The 17,920-nt window shown below is 70.6% G+C and carries 17 protein-coding genes; 3 read left to right on the top strand and 14 right to left on the bottom strand.

Translation table 11 applies throughout. From position 1 onward, the window contains the following. Positions 1-138: 138 nt before the first annotated feature. The 5 genes from ACFYW9_RS15955 to ACFYW9_RS15935 form a co-directional block, all read right to left on the bottom strand. Positions 139-1,200 (bottom strand): LLM class flavin-dependent oxidoreductase, encoded by a 1,062-nt coding sequence (locus ACFYW9_RS15955; protein ID WP_389149920.1) that lies wholly within the window; start codon positions 1,198-1,200, stop codon positions 139-141. Then, on the bottom strand, positions 1,200-1,724 hold the full coding sequence (locus tag ACFYW9_RS15950) for an SRPBCC family protein (protein ID WP_389149917.1): 525 nt from the start codon (positions 1,722-1,724) through the stop codon (positions 1,200-1,202). Before ACFYW9_RS15950 ends, ACFYW9_RS15955 begins: the two co-directional genes overlap by 1 nt. 163 nt (positions 1,725-1,887) lie before the next feature. Beyond that, complete coding sequence (locus tag ACFYW9_RS15945; protein WP_351861569.1) at positions 1,888-2,385, bottom strand: helix-turn-helix domain-containing protein; 498 nt, start codon at positions 2,383-2,385, stop codon at positions 1,888-1,890. 434 nt (positions 2,386-2,819) lie between these two features. Next, a complete protein-coding gene (locus ACFYW9_RS15940; protein WP_351861571.1) occupies positions 2,820-4,148 on the bottom strand; it encodes a class I SAM-dependent RNA methyltransferase in 1,329 nt (442 codons plus the stop codon). Positions 4,149-4,263: 115 nt separating this feature from the next. After that, positions 4,264-6,312 (bottom strand): APC family permease, encoded by a 2,049-nt coding sequence (locus ACFYW9_RS15935; RefSeq protein WP_351861573.1) that lies wholly within the window; start codon positions 6,310-6,312, stop codon positions 4,264-4,266. A 421-nt stretch (positions 6,313-6,733) separates the two neighbouring features. On the opposite strand from ACFYW9_RS15935, the gene ACFYW9_RS15930 reads away from it, so the two are divergent. Both ACFYW9_RS15930 and ACFYW9_RS15925 read left to right on the top strand, forming a co-directional pair. Beyond that, positions 6,734-7,405, top strand: coding sequence for a TrkA family potassium uptake protein (locus ACFYW9_RS15930; RefSeq protein ID WP_037620031.1), 672 nt, complete (start codon positions 6,734-6,736; stop codon positions 7,403-7,405). Next, complete coding sequence (locus ACFYW9_RS15925; RefSeq protein WP_326785033.1) at positions 7,405-8,085, top strand: TrkA family potassium uptake protein; 681 nt, start codon at positions 7,405-7,407, stop codon at positions 8,083-8,085. Before ACFYW9_RS15930 ends, ACFYW9_RS15925 begins: the two co-directional genes overlap by 1 nt. A gap of 156 nt (positions 8,086-8,241) precedes the next feature. On the opposite strand, the gene ACFYW9_RS15920 is transcribed toward ACFYW9_RS15925, so the two are convergent. The 8 genes from ACFYW9_RS15920 to ACFYW9_RS15885 all read right to left on the bottom strand — a co-directional run bounded on the left by ACFYW9_RS15920 (position 8,242) and on the right by ACFYW9_RS15885 (position 16,376). After that, entirely contained in the window at positions 8,242-9,009 is a 768-nt protein-coding gene (locus ACFYW9_RS15920) for a DUF3159 domain-containing protein (RefSeq protein WP_389149911.1), read from the bottom strand. Between the two features lie 3 nt (positions 9,010-9,012). Next, positions 9,013-9,411 carry an OB-fold nucleic acid binding domain-containing protein gene (locus ACFYW9_RS15915; RefSeq protein WP_326785035.1) on the bottom strand — a complete coding sequence of 133 codons (399 nt, stop codon included), beginning with the start codon at positions 9,409-9,411 and terminating at the stop codon, positions 9,013-9,015. A 127-nt stretch (positions 9,412-9,538) separates the two neighbouring features. Beyond that, complete coding sequence (locus tag ACFYW9_RS15910) at positions 9,539-10,222, bottom strand: response regulator (RefSeq protein ID WP_329302052.1); 684 nt, start codon at positions 10,220-10,222, stop codon at positions 9,539-9,541. Next, positions 10,219-12,762, bottom strand: coding sequence for an ATP-binding protein (locus tag ACFYW9_RS15905; protein ID WP_389149906.1), 2,544 nt, complete (start codon positions 12,760-12,762; stop codon positions 10,219-10,221). Before ACFYW9_RS15905 ends, ACFYW9_RS15910 begins: the two co-directional genes overlap by 4 nt. Before the next feature lie 263 nt (positions 12,763-13,025). Further along, positions 13,026-14,246: an alginate lyase family protein gene (locus tag ACFYW9_RS15900; RefSeq protein WP_389149903.1), complete on the bottom strand. Its 1,221-nt coding sequence runs from the start codon at positions 14,244-14,246 to the stop codon at positions 13,026-13,028. A gap of 243 nt (positions 14,247-14,489) precedes the next feature. Then, positions 14,490-15,254: a DUF3710 domain-containing protein gene (locus ACFYW9_RS15895; protein WP_351868308.1), complete on the bottom strand. Its 765-nt coding sequence runs from the start codon at positions 15,252-15,254 to the stop codon at positions 14,490-14,492. Between the two features lies 1 nt (position 15,255). Further along, on the bottom strand, positions 15,256-15,747 hold the full coding sequence (dut, locus tag ACFYW9_RS15890) for a dUTP diphosphatase (RefSeq protein WP_328458050.1): 492 nt from the start codon (positions 15,745-15,747) through the stop codon (positions 15,256-15,258). 44 nt (positions 15,748-15,791) lie between these two features. Next, entirely contained in the window at positions 15,792-16,376 is a 585-nt protein-coding gene (locus tag ACFYW9_RS15885; protein WP_351868304.1) for a PaaI family thioesterase, read from the bottom strand. 58 nt (positions 16,377-16,434) lie between these two features. Between ACFYW9_RS15885 and ACFYW9_RS15880 the strand changes: the two genes are divergently transcribed. After that, positions 16,435-16,911 (top strand): DUF3093 domain-containing protein, encoded by a 477-nt coding sequence (locus ACFYW9_RS15880; protein ID WP_351868301.1) that lies wholly within the window; start codon positions 16,435-16,437, stop codon positions 16,909-16,911. 93 nt (positions 16,912-17,004) lie between these two features. Here the strand turns inward: ACFYW9_RS15880 and ACFYW9_RS15875 are convergent, their stop codons facing one another. Next, positions 17,005-17,916 (bottom strand): hypothetical protein, encoded by a 912-nt coding sequence (locus tag ACFYW9_RS15875; protein ID WP_351868298.1) that lies wholly within the window; start codon positions 17,914-17,916, stop codon positions 17,005-17,007. Between the last annotated feature and the right edge of the window lie 4 nt (positions 17,917-17,920).

Below are 17,920 nucleotides of genomic sequence, written 5' to 3'. Positions count from 1 at the left end.
CGGCCGTCGGGGCCGCGCGGCGCACGACGGCCGGGCCTCGGCCTCGGCGCCGGCCGACCCTGCGCCGAGGCCGAGACAAAGACAGAGGCAGCGGCAGCGGCAGCGGCAGCGGCAGCGGCAGCGGCAGCGGCAGCGAAACTACTGGGCGATCACCGCGTTCTCCTCCGCCACGAGGGCCAGCGCGCGCCCCAGCGTCGTGAGCCGCTGGTCCAGGGTTTCGCCCGCGGGGTAGAGGCGGACGGTGTCGACGCCCGCCGCGCGCCAGACGCGGAGCCGTTCGCGGACCATGTCCTCGGTGCCGATCAGGGTGGTTCCGAGGACCATCTCGTCGGTCACGAGCCCGGCGGCGCCGTCCCGGTCCCCGGCCTGCCAGCGCTCATGGATCTCGGCGGCGATCTCCGCCCAGCCCTGCCTGCTGTAGGCGGCGTTGTAGAAGTTGGTGGTGGCGGAGCCCATGCCGCCCAGGCTGAAGGCGAGTTCCTTCTTCCGGCCCGCGACCATGGCACGCAGCGCGTCCTCGTCCTCCGCGAAGGCGACTTCCGCGCCCTGGCAGATGTCGAGGTCGGCGCGGCCCCGGCCCGCCGCCGCGAGGCCCGCGTCCAAGTGGTCGAAGTACGCCTCCTTGGCACCCTCGGGCACGAAACTGGTGCCCAGCCAGCCGTCGGCGATCTCGCCCGTCAGGTGCAGCATCTTCGGCGAGAGCGTGGCGAGATAGACGGGCAGCTCGTGTTCGGCCTGCACGGACATCCGCATGGGCCGCGCCTCCCCGCCCGGCAGCGGAATGGTGAACTCCCTTCCCTCGTACGAGAGTTTCTCCCCGGCGACCGCCTGCCGGACGATCTCCACGGTTTCCCGCATCCGGGACAGCGGACGCGCGAACGGCACGCCGTGCAGCCCCTCGATCACCTGGGGGCCGGACGGTCCGAGACCGAGGAGGAAGCGTCCGTCGGAGATGTTGGAGAGCGTGATCGCGGCGCGGGCGATGGCCGCCGGGGTGCGGGTCCCGAGCTGGATGATCCCGGAACCGAGCAGCAACCGGTCGGTCCGTGCCGCCAAGTAGCCCAGCGGAGAAGGTGCTTCGGAGCCCCAGGCCTCCGCGACCCAGCAGATGTCCATCCCGAGCTTCTCGGCCTCGACCACGAAGTCGACGGTCTCCCGCCAGTCGCCCGCCGACGCTTCGATCGTCGTGGAGGTACGCATCACGCACCCGCCCCTTCCGCGCTCTCGGCCAGCTTCCTGATCGCCTCGACGGTGTCCGTCATGCTCCGCTCGAACTCCCGCAGCCGTACGAACACGATCTTCTGTTCCTTCTCCGGCATCCGGTCGATCGCGAAGGACAGCCCCGAACGGCCCGGCCCCATCCGCATCCACTGGGTCAGCTCCGTGCCGCCGTCCGCCCCCTCCAGTCCGAACCGCCATACGGCGCTGGGGTGTTCGGGGTCCGCCACGGCCCAGGCGAAGGCCCGGAACGGCTCGCACTCGACCACGTACGAGGTGGTCTCCCACTCCCCCAGCGACTCATGCCTGCTGCGCCCCACGAAGCGGGCGCCGACGCGCGGCTCCGTCACGTCGTCGAGCCACGCGACCGACTGGAGCTCCACGCTCAGGTCCGGCATCAGCCGGATGTCGGAGACGAGGTCCCACACCCGCCGCGGTGGAGCCTCGATCCGTGTCCGCACCTCGACGGTCGGCTGGTCCGCGTAGCGGGCGCCCGTCCACTCCATGAGTCTCCGGCCTTCCTCTCGTCCCCCAGGAAGCTCACCCCTAGGGCTCTGACCTTGAGAGTTGCGTAGATAGACTGTCATGTCAAGGAAAACCCCGCCCGACACAGGGCCCGAAGGGGGCGCGGAAGCGGGCGGGGAATCGGGCGCGGAAGCCGTCGTGCGCTCAGACGGTGAAGCGTCTTTGGATGTCCGGGCGTTCGGCGAGGTGGGGCGGGTAGCCGGGGCCGAGCCGCGGACGGGTGTCCTCGGCCGTCATCGGCTCACCGCAGTCGGCGCACACGACCGCGGCCTCGCTCTCGTGCCCGCAGCGGTCGTGGTGGAAGACGACAGGGGGCCCCTGCTCACCGCTGAGCCAGCGGTTGCCCCAGCTGTTCATGGCGGCCAGCACCCCGAAGAAGTCCCGGCCCATCTCGGTCAGCACGTAGTCGTACCGCACCGGGTCCGTCTGGTAGGCCCGCTTCTCCATGAGCCCCTCGTCGACCAGCCGACGGAGCCGGTCGGTCAGCGTGTTGCGCGCGATGCCGAGCTCCTGCTGGAACGCGTCGAACCGCTTGATCCCGTAGAACGCCTCCCGCAGCACCAGAGGCGTCCACCAGTCGCCGAGCAGGTCCATCGTTCGCGCGATGGAACAGGGCCAGTTCGCAAAAGAAGTCCGCCTCACACGCCCAGCATACGAGGGTCTCGGAAATGAACTCGGCAGCTCGGAACGGAGCGGATTCCGTGGATCGACCGCGGCACCGCGACACTCGAACTCTTCCCCCGCGGGGACTTCGACCGTGATCACCCCCTGCTCTGGTGCCACGTACGGGACGCCGGCCCGCCCGCCGACGGCCTCCCGAGGCCGCGCTACCGCGTCGAGCTCACCACCATGACCAACGTGACCACGGACGTCGAAGAGGCATGCTCCCGCCGGGTTCCGCCGGGTCTCTGGCACGGCAACAAGTGGAACACCGTTTCGGGCGACGGCACTTCATCGAGCTGACCGCGTCGTTCACCGCACCGCCGCGATCCACCGTCCTGCCGGAACGGACCGAAGGTCAGGGCGTCACGCCATGACCGCGTCCCCCTGCAGCCCCAAGCCCGGAGGTTTCGGACTCAGGCGTCCTTCTTCACCGGCTCCAGGATCGCCACGCACTCCACGTGATGCGTCATCGGGAAAAGATCGAACGCCCGCAGCGTCCGCACCTTGTAGCCGCCGTCGCGGAAGTACGCCAGGTCGCGGGCCAGCGCCGCCGGGTCGCAGGCCACGTAGGCGATCTTCCGCGCGCCCAGCGAGGACAGGTGCTCGACCGTCTTCTTGCCGGCGCCCGCGCGGGGCGGGTCCAGGACGATGAGGTCGACCTCGGAGATGCCGGTGCGCGGGAGGATCGCCTCGACCTTGCCCTGTTCGATGCGGACGCGGTCGAAGTTCGCGAGGTTGTGCCGGGCGTCCTCCACCGCGCGCTTGCCGGACTCGATGCCGAGGACCGCGCCCTGGTCGCCGAGGCGGTCGGCGAGGGCGCCGGCGAAGAGGCCGACACCGCAGTAGAGGTCCAGGGCCATGTCGCCCTTGCGCGGCAGCAGGCCCTGCATGACGGCCTTGACCAGCGTGTCGGCGGCCATCGGGTGGACCTGCCAGAAGCCGCCGCTGCCGACCCGGTGGGTACGGCCGTCGGCGCGCTCGCGCACGAACGCGCGGCCGTGGACGCGGTGGATGCCACCGTCCTGTTCGGCGACCCGCATCACGGAGACCGGCTTGTCGAGTTCGACGAGGGGCAGACGGGCGCCGGGCCGGGGCTCCAGGATCACCATGCGGTCCTGGGAGCCCGTCGCGGCGATCGCCTCGACGGCCTCCATGCCGGACCAGTCGCGCTCCTCGATGCCGAGTTCGGTGACACCCGGGGCGGCGATCATGCAGCGCTCGATCGGCTCGACCTCGTGCGAGCGGTGGCGGCGCAGTCCGGCGTTGCCGTCCGGGTCGACGGCGTACTGCACGCGCGTGCGCCACTGCGGCACCTCGCCCGCGGGCAGCTTGTCGCCCTCGGCGGGCATCACCGTGCCGTCCCAGCCGGCCTCCTCGGGCGTGAGGCCCGCGAGGCGCTGCAACTGCTCGGCGATGACCTCGCCCTTGAGACGGCGCTGCGCTCCGGGCTTGGCGTGCTGCCAGTCGCAGCCGCCGCAGCGGCCGGGGCCCGCGTACGGACAGGGCGCCTCGACGCGGTCCTTGGAGGCGTCGATGATCCGCACGGCGTCGGCGCGCAGGAACCGCGCGCCCTCCTCGCCCTCGGTCACCCGGGCGACGACCCGCTCACCGGGCAGCGCGTGCCGGACGAAGAGGACCTGGCCCTCGTCCGTCCGGGCGATGCAGTGCCCGCCGTGTGCCACGGGGCCGATCTCGACCTCGTACTCGTCCCCCACCAGCGAATTCTTCGGTTCTGCCTGCATGGTGGGGTGACTCCAGATGAGAGGGGGGAAACGGTCGGACAACAGCCGTCCAGTCTACGTGCTCACGGCACCGCCCCGCCCCGTCCGCGAGCCCGCGACGCGCTTCCCGCCCCCGTCAGTCCTTCTGGGTGGGCTCCTTGGGCCGCACCTGGGCCGGACCGCGGCGCACCGCGCCCGGAGCGTTCCAGTCCTGCCGCTTGCGGGCGCGCAGCTTCGCGGCCTCGGACGACTCCAGCTGGTAGGGGACGGAGGTCACCATGACGCCCGGGGTGAACAGCAGGCGGCCCTTGAGACGCAGGGCGCTCTGGTTGTGCAGCAGGTGCTCGTACCAGTGGCCGACCACGTACTCGGGGATGATCACGGAGACCGCGTCGCGCGGCGACTCCTTGCGCAGGCCCTTCACGTACTCGATGACGGGACGGGTGATCTCGCGGTAGGGCGAGTCGAGGACCTTCAGCGGTACGTCGATGCCGCGCCGCTCCCACTCGTCGCGCAGGGTCTTGGTCTCGGCCGGGTCCACGTTGACGCTGAGCGCTTCGAGGGTGTCGGAGCGCAGCAGCTTGGCGTAGGCGAGGGCGCGCAGTGCCGGCCGGTGGATCTTGGACACGAGGACGACGGAGTGGACGCGGGAGGGGCGGACGCTGTCGTCGGACGGCCCCTCGGGGGCGGCCAGCTCCTCCGCGACCCGGTCGTAGTGCTTACGGATCGCGGTCATCGTCGCGTAGAAGATCACCATGCCGAGCAGGGCGACCCAGGCGCCGTGCGTGAACTTGGTGACGAGGACGACGACCAGGACCAGCCCGGTGAAGAAGGCGCCGAAGGCGTTGATCGCGCGGGAGCGGATCATGTGGGTGCGCTTGGCCTGGTCGGTCTCACTGGCCAGATGGCGGTTCCAGTGGCGGACCATGCCGGTCTGGCTGAGAGTGAAGGAGACGAAGACGCCGACGATGTAGAGCTGGATCAGGCGCGTCGAGTCGGCCCCGTAGATGACGACGAGCATGCTCGCGGCGCCGGCCAGCAGCACGATGCCGTTCGAGAAGGCCAGGCGGTCGCCGCGGGTGTGGAGCTGACGCGGCAGGTAGCGGTCCTGGGCGAGGATCGAGCCGAGCAGCGGGAAGCCGTTGTACGCGGTGTTCGCGGCCAGGAACAGGACGAGGGCGGTCGCGGCGGCCAGCAGGATGAACAGGAAGCTGTCCTTGCCGAACACGGCCTCGGCGACCTGGGAGATCACCGGGTTCTGGACGTAGTCGGCACCGACCGCGACACCGTTGTGGATCAGGTCCGTGGCGGGGTTCTCGGCCATGCGCACGTTGGTGGCCATGGCCAGGGCGATGATGCCGCAGAACATGGTGACGGCGAGCAGACCCATCGCCGCGAGCGTGCTCGCGGCGTTCTTCGACTTCGGCTTGCGGAACGCGGGGACACCGTTGGAGATCGCCTCGACGCCGGTGAGCGCCGCGCAGCCGGACGAGAAGGCGCGCAGGAGCAGGAAGACGAGGGCGAAGCCCGCGAGCCCCTGGTGCTCGGCCTTGATGTGGTACTCGGCGGTCGGCGCCTGCATGGTGTCGCCGAGCACGAGCCCGCGGAAGGCACCCCAGGCGATCATGATGAAGACACCGGCGACGAAGACGTACGTCGGAATGGCGAAGAGCTTTCCGGACTCCTTGACTCCGCGCAGGTTCATCAGCGTGAGCAGCACGATGACGGCGACCGCGCAGAAGACCTTGTGCTCCACCACGAACGGCACCGCGGAGCCGAGGTTCTCGATGCCGGAGGCGATGGAGACGGCGACGGTGAGGACGTAGTCGACGAGCAGCGCGCTGGCGACGGTGAGACCGGCCCGCGGACCCAGGTTGGTGGTGGCGACCTCGTAGTCGCCGCCGCCGCTCGGGTAGGCGTGCACGTTCTGGCGGTAGGAGGCGACCACCGTGAACATCAGCACGACGACCGCGACCGCGATCCACGGGCTGAAGTGGTAGGCCGACACGCCCGCGATGGAGAGGACCAGCAGCACTTCCCCGGGCGCGTACGCCACGGAGGAGAGCGGGTCGGATGCGAAGACGGGGAGGGCGATGCGCTTCGGCAGAAGCGTTTCCCCCAGTCGGTCGCTGCGCAGTGCGCGCCCGATGAGGATCCGCTTGGGCACGTCGGTCAGTTTGGACACAACAGGGAATCGTAAAGGTTCGAACTGGCTGTCGCCCACCCGCCATCCCAATTCGCCACACCATCTGCTCTCCGGGTGAAAACGGGGCGGGCTCCGGCTGCGGATTCCGCAGCGCCGGAGATCCACGTGCCTATATGACAAAACGCCACTGCCGACCGTCCTGGAGGACCCATGCACCTGACCGCTGAGCTCGTCGGCGCGGCCGTCGCACTGGCCGGCCTCGGAATCCTCACCCTCGCGAGTGTTCGCAGCATCACACGGCGCTGAACTCGCCGCTCCCCGCCGTTCCCCGAACGTTCCGCGAAAAAGGCACAGGCGAACCGCGCAACGATGCCCCCGGCCGACCGTGCGTGTGTAGCTTGGGCGGCGGTCTGAGACCCTGTTTAGCCTGAGCCGTAACCATTCACGCGGAAGGACGGTCGTGCACATCGTCATCATGGGCTGCGGAAGAGTAGGTTCCGCGCTTGCCCAGAACCTGGAGCAACAGGGGCACACGGTCGCCGTGATCGACCAGGACCCCACCGCCTTTAGGCGGCTGGGCTCCGGGTTCGGCGGCCGTCGTGTCACCGGAGTCGGCTTCGACCAGGACACCCTGCGCGAGGCGGGCATCGAGGAGGCCGGCGCCTTCGCGGCGGTCTCCAGCGGTGACAACTCGAACATCATCGCCGCCCGGGTGGCCCGCGAGATGTTCGGCATCGAGAACGTCGCCGCCCGCATCTACGACCCGCGCCGCGCCGAGGTCTACCAGCGCCTCGGCATTCCGACCGTCGCCACCGTCCGCTGGACGGCCGACCAGATGCTCCGCCGGCTGCTGCCCTCGGGTGCCGAGCCGCTGTGGCGCGACCCCACGGGCGGTGTGCAGCTCGCCGAGGTGCACACCTCCGTCGCGTGGGTGGGCCACAAGATCAGCCGTCTCCAGGACGAGACGGGCGTACGCGTCGCTTTCCTCACCCGGCTGGGCGAGGCGGTCCTGCCCAGCTCGCAGACGGTGCTGCAGGAGGGCGACCTGGTGCACGTGATGATGCGCACCGACGAGGTGGACAAGGTCGAGGCGGCGTTCGCCAAGGGCCCTGAAGGGGAGGCGGGGCACTGATGAGAGTCGCCATTGCCGGTGCCGGTGCCGTGGGCCGCTCGATCGCGGGCGAACTGCTGGAGAACGGCCACGAGATCCTGCTGATCGACAAGGCGCCGACCGCCATCTCGGTCGAGCGCGTCCCGCAGGCGGAGTGGCTTCTCGCCGACGCCTGCGAGATCACCTCCCTGGACGAGGCGGCGCTGCAGCGCTGCAACGTGGTCATCGCGGCCACCGGGGACGACAAGGTCAACCTCGTGGTCTCGCTGCTCGCGAAGACCGAGTACGGCGTCCCGCGCGTCGTCGCCCGCGTGAACAACCCCAAGAACGAGTGGCTGTTCAACGAGTCCTGGGGCGTGGACGTCGCCGTCTCCACCCCGCGTCTGATGTCGGCGCTCGTGGAGGAGGCGGTGAGCGTCGGCGACCTCGTACGGCTGCTGCGCTTCAGCCACGGCGACGCCAACCTCGTCGAGCTGACCCTGCCGCCGGAGTCCGCCCTGGCCGGCACGACCGTCGGCGACGTCGCGTGGCCGGAGGACACCTCGCTGGTGACCATCATCCGCGGCACCCGCGTCCTGACCCCCTCCCGGGAGGACTCCCTGGAGGCGGGCGACGAACTGCTCTTCGTGGCCGCCCAGGCCCGCGAGGAACAGCTCGAGGACCTGCTGTCGGTCCGCCGCGACACGAGCACGACGAAGTAGCCGTTCCCCTCCGTCGGCGGTACGGCGATGCGGCCGTCCGCCGACGGGAGGGGTTTCGCGCCGTGGTACGACGATGGGGGCGCCCGGAGATTCTCCGGGCGCCCCCATCGTCGTACCACGGTCAGTCGCCCGGAGGCGTCCGCACGAGCACCCGGCTCACGCCTCGCGGCGGTGGCGGGCCGGAGCCGGGGCGTCGCCGCGCTCCTTGGCGAGGGCGGCCTTGCGCTCCTTCTCCGCCTGCTCCTCGGCCTCCATCTCCGCGAACACGTCGATGGGCGGCGGCGCCTTGGCGAGGAAGACCCAGGTGAGCCAGACGGCGAGCAGGAACGGCGGGATCTTCAGGGCGATCAGGACCCAGCCGAACTGGGCGGTGTCGGCCCACCAGTAGAGCGGGAAGAGCACCGCGCACTTGGCGAGCAGGATCAGGCCCCAGGCCCAACTGGCCTTCGCGTACGCCTTCTTGCGGCCGGGGTTGCGGGTGCGCCAGGAGAGGTTCTCCTTGAAGACCGGGCCGAGGATCAGGCCGATCAGGGGAACGCCCGCGAGGGTGGTCACGATGTAGGCGATGGCGAGACCGAGCGTGTAGATCATGCCCGGCAGGTAGAAGTCCTTCGCGTTGCCCGTCATCATCGCGAAGACCACGCCGAAGGCGACGCCGAAGACACCGCTGAAGGCGTGCTTCACGGTGTCGCGCCGCACCAGGCGGACCACGACGAGCAGCAGGGACACGGCGAGGGCGGCGATCGCCGCCCAGTGCAGGTCCTTGTTGATCGTGAAGATGGTGACGAAGAGCAGGCCCGGCGCCACGGTCTCAACCATGCCGCGCACGCCGCCGAACGCCTCGAAGAGTGCGGCCTCGGTCACCGCCCGTGCATCCTGCTGGGCGTCCTGGGCGTCTTCGGTCGGCTTGTCGAGCGACGTCACCGGCTACTCCCGTCCGAGGGGTCTGAGTTCGTACTTCGGATTGAACAACACCCTACGGCCCCGGCTCATCGCGATACGGCCCGAGGCGATCAGCTTGCGTCCGGGCTCGATGCCGACGATGGAGCGACGACCGAGCCAGACCACGTCCAGGGCTGCCGAGCCGTCGAACAGCTCGGCCTCCAGAGCCGGGACGCCGGCTCTCGGCCGCAGAGTGACCGTGCGCAAGGTACCAGTAACCGTGACGATCTGCCGGTCGTGGCAGTCACCGATACGGGTACAGCCCGCGGTCGCCGTGTCCTCCCGCAGCTCCTCGGACTCCAGGTCCTGCTGGGACGAGGAGAGCCGGTCCATCATGCGCCGGAAGCGGCCCGCCGGCTTTTCGGAACGAGGAACAGCACTCATACCGAAAGCGTACCGGGGGGTGCCGACAGCTTCGTACCCGCGGCGCCGCTCCCCGAACCGGCCGCGGGCTCCGCTCGATCGGGCGACCGGCGCGGCTCGCACGGACGGTCCGCGGGGCGTGATCGCGTCACCGTTCGAACCTGTATCCCATGCCCGGCTCGGTGATGAAGTGCTTCGGGTGCGAGGGGTCCACCTCCAGCTTGCGGCGCAGCTGGGCCATGTAGACCCGCAGATAGTTCGTCTCCGTCCCGTAGGACGGGCCCCAGACCTCCTGGAGCAGCTGTTTCTGGCTGACGAGCCGGCCGGTGTTGCGGACCAGTACGTCCAGCAGATGCCATTCCGTGGGGGTGAGCCGGACGTCCCGCCCGTCGCGGTGCACCTTCTTCGCCGCCAGGTCGACGGTGAACCCCGCGGTCTCCACGATCACGTCGTCCTCACCGCCCCCGGTGGGCTCGGCGCGGCGGACGGCGGCGCGCAGCCGGGCGAGCAGTTCGTCCATGCCGAAGGGCTTGGTGACGTAGTCGTCGGCGCCCGCGTCGAGTGCCTCGACCTTCTCGTCCGAGGAGTGCCGGGCGGACAGCACCAGGATCGGCACCCGGGTCCAGCCGCGCAGCCCCTTGATCACCTCGACGCCGTCCATGTCGGGCAGGCCCAGGTCGAGCACGACGACATCGGGGTGACGCGCGGCGGCGAGCTGGAGCGCGGTGGCTCCGTCGGGGGCCGCGTCGACCTCGTACTTGCGCGCCTTCAGGTTGATGACGAGGGCTCGGGTGATCTGCGGCTCGTCGTCGACCACGAGGACCCGGGTCATGAAGCCTGCCTTTCTGTGACTGCTGATCGGGCGGCCAGGTCGGGCCGGCGGTCCACCGCCCGTACCGTGAGCACCATGGTGAGTCCGCCGCCCGGGGTGTCCTCGGCGTTGAGGGTGCCGCCCATCGCCTCGGCGAAGCCTCGGGCGACCGCTAGGCCCAGACCCACTCCGGTGCCGCGCGGGGCGTCTCCGTAGCGCTGGAAGGGCGCGAATATCCGGTCCTTGGCATCGTCCGGGACACCGGGGCCGCGGTCCACCACGCGGACCTCCACGCGGTCGGCCATGGCGCTCGCGGCGACCAGGACGCGTTCGTCGAGGGGGCTGTACTTGACGGCGTTCTCGACGAGGTTGGCGACGGCACGCTCCAGCAGTCCGGCGTCGACGGCGACCATCGGCAGGCTCTCCGGGATCTCCAGGTCCACGCTGTCCTCGGGGACACCGCCCAGCGCCATCGGGACGACCTCGTCCAGGTCGATCTCCCGGATCAGCGGAGCGACCGTGCCGGTCTGGAGCCGGGACATGTCCAGCAGGTTGCCCACCAGGTGGTCGAGGCGGTCGGCGCCGTCCTCGATGCCCGCGAGGAGCTCGGCCCGGTCCTCCTCGGACCAGGCCACGTCGTCGGAGCGCAGGGACGACACCGCCGCCTTGATCCCGGCGAGCGGGGTGCGCAGGTCGTGGCTCACGGCGGCCAGCAGGGCGGTACGGATGCGGTTGCCCTCGGCCAGCACCTTGGCCTGGTCCGCCTCGTGCTGGAGGCGCTGACGGTCCAGGACCACCACGGCCTGCGCGGCGAAGGCGGCCAGCACCCGGCGGTCGGAGGCGGGCAGCACCCGTCCGGACAGGGCGAGCGCCATGTGGTCGCCGACCGGCATGTCGACGTCGGCGTCCTCGGGGCGGGTCGCGGGCGCCGGTCCGGCGCTGCCCGCGCACGTCCACGGGTCGACGTCACCGGCGCGCTCCAGCAAGGCGACCGATTCCATCCCGAAGGTCTCCCGGACGCGCTCCAGGAGCGCTTCCAGGCTGGTCTCGCCGCGCAGCACGCTGCCCGCCAGGAAGGAGAGGATCTCCGACTCGGCCCGGAGCCGCGCCGCCTGGTGCGTACGGCGGGCCGCCAGGTCCACCACCGACGCCACGGAGACGGCGACGCCCACGAAGATCACGATGGCCACGATGTTCTTCGGGTCGGCGATGGTCAGCCGGTGCAGGGGCGGTGTGTAGAAGTAGTTCAGGAGCAGCGAGCCGAAGGCGGCCGAGGCGAGGGCCGGGAGCAGTCCGCCGAGCAGGGCGGCCGCGACCGTCACCGCCAGGAACAGCAGCATGTCGTTGGCGAGGCCGAGGTCGATGGTGTTCAGCAGCAGGGCCATGACGACGGGGCCGCCGATGCCGATCGCCCAGCCCCAGATGATCCGGGAGCGCCCGAGCCGTGCTCCGCGGGCCACCGGCAGACCGCGCCCCTTGGCGACCTCTTCGTGGGTGACGATGTGGACGTCCAGGTCGGGGCCGGACTCCCGGGCGACCGTGGCGCCGACGCCCGGACCGAAGACGTACTGCCAGGTCTTGCGCCGGGAGGAGCCGAGCACGATCTGGGTGGCGTTGACCCCGCGCGCGAAGTCCAGCAGGGAGGCGGGGATGTCGTCGCCGACCACGTGGTGGAAGGTGCCGCCGAGGTCCTCGACCAGGGTGCGCTGGACGGCCAGCTCCTTCGGCGAGGCGGAGGTGAGGCCGTCGCTGCGGGCGATGTAGACGGCCATGACCTCGCCGCCCGCCCCCTTCTCGGCCAGCCGCGCGGCACGCCGGATCAGCGTCCGGCCCTCCGGACCGCCGGTCAGCCCGACGACGATCCGCTCCCGGGAGCCCCAGATCTTGGAGACCCGGTGTTCGCTGCGGTACTCGGTCAGGTATTCGTCGGCCCGGTCGGCCACCCACAGCAGCGCGAGCTCGCGCAGGGCCGTGAGATTGCCCGGCCGGAAGTAGTTGGACAGGGCCGCGTCGACCTTGTCGGGCTTGTAGATGTTGCCGTGCGCCATCCGGCGGCGCAGCGCGGGCGGCGACATGTCGACCAGCTCGATCTGGTCCGCCCGCCGCACCACCTCGTCCGGCACGGTCTCGCGCTGCCGCACACCCGTTATCGACTCGACGACGTCGCCCAGCGACTCCAGGTGCTGGATGTTGACGGTGGAGACGACGTCGATGCCGGCGGCGAGCAGTTCCTCCACGTCCTGCCAGCGCTTGGCGTTGCGGGAGCCGGGCACGTTCGTGTGCGCCAGTTCGTCCACCAGGGCGACGGCCGGGGCGCGGCGGAGCACGGCGTCGACGTCCATCTCCGTGAAGACGCCGCCCCGGTACTCCAGCTCCTTGCGTGGCACCTGCTCCAGGCCGTGCAGCATCACCTCGGTGCGGGGCCGGTGATGGTGCTCGACGAACGCCACCACGCAGTCCGTCCCGCGTTCGATGCGGCGATGCGCCTCGGACAGCATCGCGTAGGTCTTGCCCACGCCCGGAGCCGCACCGAGGTAGATCCGAAGCTTGCCGCGTCCCATGAGCCTATTGTCTTCCTGTCACCGCTGTGTACGCAGCGTCGACCTTACGGCCAGGATTCCCGGCGAACAGGACGATCGCCCCGCCGGGGAACGTCCTTGACGCAACTCTGATGCCCCGCGCGCGATGGCGGTGGTGACGGTGGTGGTGCCGGTCTCGGTCTGGCTCATGTTCTCTCCCCGTGATCCCCGGTGGACCGGGCGCCGGTGTCCCGGCCGGACGCCCGGTCCCTCATCGCTTCATCGGACGAGACCCCGGATCCGGTTCACGCGGGATTGTCGCCGTGCGTCAGCGTCTCCCACGCGACGAAGAGGTTGTTGCTGCCGGCCGGACGGTTCTGCTGGGTGAGTGCCTGGGTGTTGGTCATCGCGATGCCCAGGCGGTTGTGCAGGGCGTTGTAGCCGACCTCGGTGACCGGGCCGAGCCCGAGGTTCAGCGAGCCGCCGCACAGCCAGCTCGGCACGGCCGTACCCAGCTGGTACTTCGACTGGAAGCCGAGCGCCTGGCGCAGCCGCTCGCCGACGTCGGTGCCGTAGAGGTCCTGCCCCTGGATGCGGCTCGTCTCGGCGATGTGGGAGATGGCCGAGACGCCGTAGCCGGTGTGGGTGAGGTCGCGGCAGGTCTCCTGTGTGAGCCCGGTGACGAACGTGGACTGCCCCTGCCAGTAGCTGACGATCTTCGCGGTGGTGTCGAGGTTCTGGCTCGGCACGGTCCTGGGCACGGCGCCGTCGGTCGAGAGGTAGACGTACGCCGCGGTGCGCGTCCGGAACTTCGCCATGGCCTTGTCGTACGACGTCTTGTCCTCCAGGAAGACGGAGATGCCCACCGCCGCCTCCATCATCGACAGCTCCCAGTTCCCGTTGGAGTTGGAACCGTTGATGATCTGGGGCAGGTAGACGTCGCGCAGCATGCCCGCGAAGCGGCCGGAGTTGGCCCAGGAGCCGGTGTACGTGTACTTGATGATCTCTGCGGCCTTGGGCCAGGAGGAGCCCGCCCAGCCGGTCTGGAGGGGTGCGTTGCTGTTCGTGTGGGACTTGATCACCGCGGACCAGGCGTCCATCAGCTCGATGGCCTTCTTGGCGTACCGGTCGTCGCGCGTGATGTACCAGGCGAGGGCGTCGGTGTACGCGGCGATCGCGTCCTCGCGCTCGTCCGTGCAGCCGTAATTGGGGTTGGAGTACGAGCCGCACTCGACGGTCGCGCGGGGCGTGGGGGTGCGCGTGAGCGAGGCGTACTTGCTCGCCATCATCTGGTCGTAGGCGCCCTTCCAGGGCTGGGCGCCGGCCAGGACCTCGGTGCGGGCGAAGTCCAGCTGTCCCCTGGAGACGGTGACTCCCGGGTGGACGAAGGCGGCGGGTGCCGCCTCGGCCCGATGCGCTCCGGGCCAGGACAGGAGGGTGCCGACGAGTGCGGCGGTCGCGGCGGCGACGGTGACGAGGAAGGCCGGGCGCCGGCTGCGGCGATGCCGAGTGGGGGTGTCGGACATGCAGAGCCATCCATTCTTGTATGTGAACTACACACGGGATGCTGAACATGAGGTGCTGGCCGGTGACCATAGGTACGGACCAGACTTCCGTCAAGACTTGAGGAAAGAGCCCCTGCTCAGCCGTCGTTCACGTACAGGAATGCGGCGAGGCGTGCGCCCCGGAGGGGCCGCGCACGGGAAAGGGCCGCATCCCTGGGGATGCGGCCCTCCTGTCGCCCGGCTCTTCGTCCGTCCCTGATCCGTCTAGCGGACCTCGGTGATCTCCGGTCCGCGCTGGAGCTGTCCCATGCCGCCGGAGAAGCGGGAACCGCTCTGGTCCTCCTGCTGAACACCCTCGGGGACCATCTGCGCGTCGTTCGGCAGCTTCAGGACGATCGGGTCGCGCGGGGCCATCGGCCCCTCACCGCGGACGACGACCGTGTCCCGGAAGATCTGCTCCAGCAGACCCGCGGCCTGCGGCTGCACCGCGCCCTGCCCGGAGATCACTCCGCGCAGGAACCAGCGGGGGCCGTCCACGCCGACGAACCGCACGACCTGGAAACCGCCCGTGCCGTCCGGCAGCTGGACCGGTACCTGCGCCCGCAGCTCCCAGCCGAGCGGGCCCTCGACCTCGTCGATGACACCGCCCTGCTGGGTGATCCCGGAGGCGATCTCCTCGCGCACCTCGCCCCAGATGCCCTCGCGCTTGGGAGCGGCGAAGGCCTGGAGCTGCACGGCGCTGTCGTTGACGACGACGGTCGCCGCGACGATCGCGTCGCCCGCGACCTCGACCCGCAGCTCCATGCCGTCGACTCCGGGCACGAACAGACCTCCGAGGTCCACCCGGCCCTCGGCCGGCTCACGGACCTCCGTGCTGTCCCAGGGCCCGTCGGGGCGCGGCTCGGGTTCGAGCCTCACGCGCTCGCGCTCCGCGTCCTCGTCCGCCTCAGTGTCGACGCCGTCGACGACCTGCTCGGCCTCGCCCGCCGCGTCCTCGGCGGCACTGCCCTTCTTGCGACGTCCGAACACGTCACTGTCCTTCCCGGTCGGATACGACCGAAGCGTATCGATTCCCACCCGTCGTGCTGTCCACGGCGGCATGACCGCCCGTGGACCCGAAGCCCCCTGCGGCCCGCGCAGAATCGGGAAGTTCCGCGACCTCCTGGAAGCGAACCTTCTCGACCTGCTGGACGACCAGTTGAGCAATCCGGTCGAAGCGCTCGAACCGCACCGACTCGCGCGGATCGAGATTCACCACGATCACCTTGATCTCCCCACGGTACCCGGCATCAACCGTCCCCGGGGCATTCACGAGGGCGACGCCGCAGCGGGCGGCCAGGCCGGAGCGCGGGTGCACGAAGGCCGCGTACCCCTCGGGCAGAGCGATGGACACTCCCGTCGGCAGCACGGCCCGTTCACCGGGCTCGAGCTCGCGGCTCTCGGTGGTGCGCAGATCGGCTCCCGCGTCACCGGGGTGCGCGTACTCGGGAAGCGGGACGTCGGGATCGACGCGCCTGATCATCACGGCGACTTCCGGACGGGGCTCACCGGCCCCGGGGCCACGGGTCACGGGTTCACCTCGAAGGCACGGGCTCGCCGGATCTGGTCCGGGTCGCTCATCGCCGCCCGGATCTCCTCCGGGCGGCCGTTGTCGATGAAGTGGTCGACCTTCACCTCGACGAAGAGGGCGTCGGCGCGGACGGCGACGGGCCCGTCGGGGCCGCCGATGCGCCCCGTGGCGGTGCAGTAGATCTTCCGGCCGGCCACCGCGGTGACCTCGGCCTCCAGATACAGCACGGTGTCGACGGGTACGGGGCGGCGGAAGTCGGTCTCCAGGCGTCCTGTCACGGCGATCGTCCGCAGCAGCCAGTTCAGCGAGCCGAGCGTCTCGTCGAGCGCGGTGGCGAGAACACCGCCGTGCGCGAGTCCCGGGGCTCCCTGGTGGACGGGGCGCACGGTGAACTCCGCCGTGATCTTGACACCCTCGCCCGCGCGGGCCTCCAGATGGAGTCCGTGGGGCTGCGCTCCACCGCACCCGAAACAGTGTTCGTAGTGTGCTCCGAGGAGCTCTCCGGGGGCGGGCGCGTCAGGGTGCCGCACCGGCGCGACGGCGTCGGCGGGAGGCGTCAGAGCTGCGGAAGTACCACTCACAGCCGCAGACCTTACCCGCGCGTCCACCGAGTCTTCGCACCGTGCCAAGCTTGACGTCATGCAGCTCTCCGCCTCCCCGTACGAAGAACGCCTCACCGCACCCCGCTCGTGGTGGGTGATCAGCTTTCTGGTCGGGCTCGCGCTGGCCCTGGTGTTCCTCCCGTTCGGCACTCTGCCGATGCTCGGAGCCCTCGTCGGCGGCACCGCGGTCGCGGCGGTGGCGGCCAGCGCGTACGGCTCGATCCGCATCCGCGTGGTCGGTGACGCGCTGATCGCCGGCGACGCCAGGATCCCGGTCTCGGCCCTCGGCGACACGGAGATCATGGACCCGGAGGAAGCGCGCGCCTGGCGCACCTACAAGGCCGACACCCGCGCCTTCATGCTCCTGCGCTCGTACATCCCCACGGCGCTGCGCGTCCAGGTCACGGACCCGGCGGACCCGACCCCCTACCTGTACCTGTCGACACGGGAGCCGGAGCGCCTGGCCGCCGCCCTGGAGACGGCACGGGAGTCGGTCCGTCCCGCGGAGAGCTGAGACAGCCGCGGCCGGCGCCCGGGGCGGCGCGCCGGCGACGGGCGCGGTCCGCCGAACGCGGGTGAACGGTCGCGGTCGGCGTGCGAGAGGTCTTCAGTCCCCCAGGTCCGTGGGAATCTCCCCGATCCGCACCGGATCCGTCGGCTTCTCCAGCGGTGGCAGTTGCGGGAGCGCGTCCCACGGCACCTGCATCCTGCGCAGGTCCTTGCGGATGTGGCCCGCCACACGCTTGGTGTCGCGGCGGTTCATCACCGCGCCCACGGCCGCTCCGACCATGAACGGCATCAGGTTGGGCAGGTCCCGGACCGTTCGCTTCATGATCTGCTGGCGCAGCTCGCGCTTCATCTGGCCGCCCAGCGCGGCGTTGATCGTCATGGGCTTGGCCACGTCGATACCGCGCTCGCCCGACCAGGAGTGCAGATAGGCCGTGCTGCGCTGCTTGAGGTTGCCCTGCGGACGCAGGCCGTAGACCTCGTGGAGTTCGGCGATCAGCTTCAGCTCGACCGCGGCGACGGCGGTGATCTCGGCGGCCAGCTCCGTGGGCATGGCGGGCGGTACCGGCAGCATCGCGGCGGCGCCGATGCCGGCGCCGACGGTGGACGTCGCGGCGGCGGCGCCCGCGACGAGCTTGTCCGCGAGCTCCTCGGGGCCGAGGCCCGGGAACTGTCTGCGGAGGGTGGCCAGGTCCCGTACGGGAACCCGCGGGGCGATGTCGATGATGCGGTCGGTGACGAACGCGAGGCCCGCCCTGGCCCGGACGCCGCTCCTCGTGACGCCTCTCTTGACGCCGTCCCGGACAGCCTCCACGCGACGCCTCGCGACAGGCGAGGGAGTGTCCGTGGGGGCCGTCAGGCCGTCTGTGGCGCCCGCTCGGTCGAGCGAGGCTGATCCCTGTTCGGAAGAGCCCCGCTCGTCGTCACGCACACCTTCAGGGCCCTTGGCGGGCCCTTCGTCCGCCGCCCTGGAGGGGAGGCGGCGCTTCCAAGGTGGGGTCGAGCCGGTCACGGCC

The sequence above is a fragment of the Streptomyces sp. NPDC002698 genome (assembly GCF_042888945.1).
GTDB lineage: Bacteria > Actinomycetota > Actinomycetes > Streptomycetales > Streptomycetaceae > Streptomyces.
Note: the sequence above shows the minus strand (reverse complement) of the source record. Positions and strands in the feature narration are given on the sequence as shown.

Coding starts and splice junctions, on each gene's coding strand:
- ACFYW9_RS15955 (WP_389149920.1), bottom strand. CDS start 1,200: ATGCGTACCTCCACGACGATCGAAGCGTCGGCGGGCGACTGGCGGGAG.
- ACFYW9_RS15950 (WP_389149917.1), bottom strand. CDS start 1,724: ATGGAGTGGACGGGCGCCCGCTACGCGGACCAGCCGACCGTCGAGGTG.
- ACFYW9_RS15940 (WP_351861571.1), bottom strand. CDS start 4,148: ATGCAGGCAGAACCGAAGAATTCGCTGGTGGGGGACGAGTACGAGGTC.
- ACFYW9_RS15925 (WP_326785033.1), top strand. CDS start 7,405: ATGAGAGTCGCCATTGCCGGTGCCGGTGCCGTGGGCCGCTCGATCGCG.
- ACFYW9_RS15915 (WP_326785035.1), bottom strand. CDS start 9,411: ATGAGTGCTGTTCCTCGTTCCGAAAAGCCGGCGGGCCGCTTCCGGCGC.
- ACFYW9_RS15910 (WP_329302052.1), bottom strand. CDS start 10,222: ATGACCCGGGTCCTCGTGGTCGACGACGAGCCGCAGATCACCCGAGCC.
- ACFYW9_RS15905 (WP_389149906.1), bottom strand. CDS start 12,762: ATGGGACGCGGCAAGCTTCGGATCTACCTCGGTGCGGCTCCGGGCGTG.
- ACFYW9_RS15900 (WP_389149903.1), bottom strand. CDS start 14,246: ATGTCCGACACCCCCACTCGGCATCGCCGCAGCCGGCGCCCGGCCTTC.
- dut (WP_328458050.1), bottom strand. CDS start 15,747: ATGATCAGGCGCGTCGATCCCGACGTCCCGCTTCCCGAGTACGCGCAC.
- ACFYW9_RS15880 (WP_351868301.1), top strand. CDS start 16,435: ATGCAGCTCTCCGCCTCCCCGTACGAAGAACGCCTCACCGCACCCCGC.